This is a genomic window from Arthrobacter sp. SAFR-044, assembly GCF_059414985.1.
In genome coordinates, this window is sequence record NZ_JBPFDN010000005.1 from 18,833 (window position 1) to 22,949 (window position 4,117).

Below are 4,117 nucleotides of genomic sequence, written 5' to 3' on the forward strand. Positions count from 1 at the left end.
CGGCCGGAGGAGGCCCTGGCCGCCATCGAGGAGGCGGCCGGGCTCTACCGGGGGCTGGCGGAGGCCAGGCCCGCGGCCTTCACCTCCGACCTGGCCAGGTCCTTGAACAACCTCTCGGCTGGGCTGGGGGATCTGGGCCGGCCGGAGGAGGCCCTGGCCGCCATCGAGGAGGCGGCCGGGCTCTACCGGGGGCTGGCGGAGGCCAGGCCCGCGGCCTTCACCTCCGACCTGGCCAGGTCCTTGAACAACCTCTCGGCTGGGCTGGGGGATCTGGGCCGGCCGGAGGAGGCCCTGGCCGCCATCGAGGAGGCGGCCGGGCTCTACCGGGGGCTGGCGGAGGCCAGGCCCGCGGCCTTCACCTCCGACCTGGCCATGTCCCTGAACAACCTTTCGGTCCTGCTGGGGGATCTGGGCCGGCCGGAGGAGGCCCTGGCCGCGGCGGAGGAGGCGGCCGGGCTCTACCGGGGGCTCACGGAGACAAGCCCGCGGCCTTCGCCCCCAACCTCGTCCGGCTCCTCGTAATCATGGGCAAGTAGTCAAGGTGTAAAACCTGAAGCAAGATCTGACGAAATCGTTTGCAGGTTGGAGTCCCCGTGAATCCGCGCTTGACCACCTAGGAGACTGCTGAACAACGAGGTTGTGGGGCGGGCGGAACGCCACCAATGGGCCGTCTAGCGGCATGTTGGGTCAGCACTCTAGGTGCGACAACGGGGTCGTTCCGCCCGCTATGTTCATTGTGCCCCCGGGTGTGGGGCGTCATCCTGTGGCTGGGTTGGCCGGACCCGAAGGGGGTGGGTCATCCCATCGCCCATGGTCCTTCGTTCGACGTCAGTCCGAGGGTGAGCAGTCGTCGCAGGTTCAGTCCTGCGATCCGGAGTTGGAGCCAGGCGTTGTTTCGGGTGACTCCGCGGTGTCGAACGCGGCGGTTGCCGCGGGTGAGCCAGGCGATGGACCGTTCGACCATGGGCCGGTGGATGCGGTATTCGTGCTGGAAGTCCTGGTCCTTGGCGCGTTGGCGGTGTTGGCGCTGCAACGCGTCATGTTCGTGAAGTTCGAGCTTTCGCCCCATGGTGAGGCGATTCGGGACCTCCTGGAGAATAAGCCACGAGGACATCGCTACATGTCCTTTGACATGACAAGCAGTTTAGAGATCGTTCAACAAAGCAGGTGTCCCGTTCATTTCGTAATCACTAAATGGGACCTACTAGCCGACATTTGTTCTCTTCAGCAGGTTAAGGACAAACTATTAACTGACGAGAATCTTCGCGATCTGATATCCGCTAAGGCCCAGGATACCCGGGCTTCCATCCGCTTGTTCCCCGTGAGTGCAGTGGGATTTGAGTTTGCGACTCCTGAGCCAAACGGGGCAATGAAGAAAAATGGCACGCCTCCTCGGCCACACAACGTTGAATTGCCACTGCTTAGCATCCTGCCTGACTTCATGAAGTTTGCTCACGATGAATTGGCTCAGAAACGTACAGATTTAGAGGGTCCAGAAAAATCAGGCCTGACTGATCGGTTACTTGAACCTGGAGCCATTGAAACGTGGCAGCCAGCTGTCCGAAGCGCTGCGCAATTACTCGGTCCCAAACTTCGCGGCGTACTTGTGGCACGGTTTCCCTCCATTGGGCAATTGATTCCGGATGAATTGTTCGTGGATGCTCTTGGTTTTGGAGCGAAACTGCTTAGTGCACGTACTGCGCGAGCACAGGCCGGCCGACAACAGTATGCACAAAGCTTGATGCATTCGCGAGACCAACTCCACACTGAAGGGGAAGCCCTCGAGCTCTTGGAGCTTCAATGCATTGATATTATTACGGGCTTTGAGGAGCATCTGCCAGCATCGGTCCTCGCCGGAGGCATAGCTGCAGACGAACTTAGTTTGCCCTTCGTCCCCAATTCCAGGATGGTTGACGACTCTGATGGACCAGAGCGAGGCAGCGAGATATGACCTCGATGCACGGCAGTAGATGATCGATCATGGTTGAAGTTTGGCCGTTCATCGTCGCAAGGAACCCAGAATTGGACTGGCGCCCCATTTATGCGCCCGACTTTTTGGTGCAGGACAAGAACGATTTCATGCTTGTCCTGCAAACTGGGTCAGCCCCTCATCAGGAAAGCATCCTCACGAAAACTATAGACGTCAGGCATCGCGGCAGGTTCACGCTTGCATTTCGAAGCCGTCCAGCGTCGCAGATGCTCCGCGACACCGAAGGCAAGGATAGATTTGGTCGGCCCATCCATGTCATAGAAGGCTTAGTTGTCCCTGGATGGCACCCAATCGATGAGGCCGGCGTCGAGCGACTCTTGGACGCTCAACAAGAGTTGACAGCGGAACTACTGGGTGCATTTTGGGGCACATCATCTGAGCAAGCGCTTGCTGTGCCCTCATCTGCCCAAGAGCTGGAGCCGCGCAAAGCAGCGGAGGTTCCGGCCACCGTGGGAGGTTTGGCTTTTCTTGGAGTGAGACCACAAGCTGTTTCAAACCATCCTAAGAAAGCTCCTAGGTGGATATTAACACTAGTACGGGTGCGCATGTGGACAAGGATGGTCGTCTCACAAAGAAAAAGTGGAAGAGCCGAAGGGACGATTAAGAATGTCATCCGGTTATTTAGATGAAACCTTCGGCCTCCATGGTGGTGTTCGTCTTTCAATTTCAGGGGCGAAAGCTGGCGCTAACGCGGTGACTCCGTCAGGACATATAGTTATCGGCGCCGATGTTAGAAACGTCGCTGCGACACCAGAGTTTCTTCTGTTGGTTTGCCTGGACCAAGACGGGAAGCTGAACGATTCATTCGGACGGGGCGGCGTCTCAACGCTCCCACCTGGGTTAGGCCACGGGCTTTGTTCCCTAGCGATAAAACGGGACGGAACAATCATGGTGTGCAGGAACGTGACGTCCAACCCAGATTCTGTTGTTCTGATCGACCCCGGCGGAAGAACTTTCAGAACAGTTCACCTTCCGACGGCCGCTTTGTCGGGGATCGTCAGTTATCAGGCAATATCTTTGACAAAGCTGGCCATTACAGCCCGGGGCGCTCTAGTTGTCGGAGGTGCTGCCATTCGAAGTGATGCTTCCGAGGATTTTGTATTGGCTCAATTCTTGGAGGACGGCACTCTCGACAGCACCTTCGGCAACAGGGGCGTAACCACGATCCCCTTTGCCGGCCGAAGTTTCATGTTATCGGCGCTACTGCCCTGCCCGGATGGCTCAGTCCTAGCAGTGGGAACGGTGGAGGGAGACCAATGGGCTTTGGCTGTGACCCTCCGTTTTGACGTCTCAGGGCGCTTGGACGAACAATTTGGAGAACACGGCCTCGCTACTTCGGCGTACGATGCCTCTCTTGGATACGCACTCGCTGCGGGCCTCTTTAAGTCCGGCAGTATTCTCATAGCTGGTTACCAGCGAGCCAACGCCGAACGGCATCCGGCCTACGCCTCGTTCACCAAGGACGGGGTGCTGATGCCTCACATCAGATACAGAGATCGATCGTCGAACGAATTACCTCTACTGACAGGGTTTTTCTCAGCCGTGGCAATCGACAATGAAGGCAACGCGATCGTAGCTGGCCCCTTTAAGCGGTCGCCGCGTTCTGGCATTGGGATAGCGAAGCTAGACAAAATTGGCGATCCCGATTATTCCTTTGGGACCGACGGGACATCTATCACCTTTCTCGCCTCAGACGCGACCACCACTTCACTGGCGATAGATGAAAGAAACAGGATACTGGTAAGTGCATCCACTGAAGACCATGACGGCCCAATAGTCCTACGCTTACAGAACTTGTCCTCACCTACTGTACGACGGCAGACCCGCAACAGAAGGAATCCAGAAGAATTGCGTGCTGAACAGGACATTCTGTTAGCGAAAATACAGCACGAACACAACGTGGCAATGAGAATTACCGGAAGCATTTAAGATGCTTTAGCGCTGGCGATTGAATTGCAGGTTAGCCATGAATGAAGAGGAACGGCTGGCACGCGCGAGAGAAGACCATGCACGCGAAATGGCTCGGATCCAGGCCGGCCGGGAAACCTACGACTGGGTCTCCCAGTTCAACCGGGGCCAGGCCCAGCAGATCGAGCGGGACATCCAGCGGGCAGAACGGGCCAAAGC

At 57.6% G+C, this 4,117-nt stretch carries 4 protein-coding genes and 1 pseudogene; 4 read left to right on the forward strand and 1 reads right to left on the reverse strand.

The window, feature by feature from the left end:
* Positions 1-522 (forward strand): tetratricopeptide repeat protein (locus tag ACR65J_RS09300; RefSeq protein WP_440168041.1); only part of this gene is annotated, 522 nt, incomplete at its 5' end.
* Between the two features lie 274 nt (positions 523-796).
* Here the strand turns inward: ACR65J_RS09300 and ACR65J_RS09305 are convergent.
* Positions 797-1,066: pseudogene (locus tag ACR65J_RS09305) on the reverse strand (transposase); the annotation flags it as partial.
* Positions 1,067-1,120: 54 nt separating this feature from the next.
* Here ACR65J_RS09305 and ACR65J_RS09310 point away from each other — a divergent pair.
* The 3 genes from ACR65J_RS09310 to ACR65J_RS09320 are packed head-to-tail and all read left to right on the forward strand — an operon-like array spanning position 1,121 to position 3,919.
* Entirely contained in the window at positions 1,121-1,951 is an 831-nt protein-coding gene (locus ACR65J_RS09310) for a hypothetical protein (protein WP_440168043.1), read from the forward strand.
* 29 nt (positions 1,952-1,980) lie between these two features.
* Positions 1,981-2,619, forward strand: coding sequence for a hypothetical protein (locus ACR65J_RS09315; RefSeq protein ID WP_440168045.1), 639 nt, complete (start codon positions 1,981-1,983; stop codon positions 2,617-2,619).
* Positions 2,570-3,919 (forward strand): delta-60 repeat domain-containing protein, encoded by a 1,350-nt coding sequence (locus ACR65J_RS09320; RefSeq protein ID WP_440168047.1) that lies wholly within the window; start codon positions 2,570-2,572, stop codon positions 3,917-3,919. The genes ACR65J_RS09315 and ACR65J_RS09320 overlap by 50 nt, the downstream gene beginning before the upstream one ends.
* Positions 3,920-4,117 lie beyond the last annotated feature (198 nt).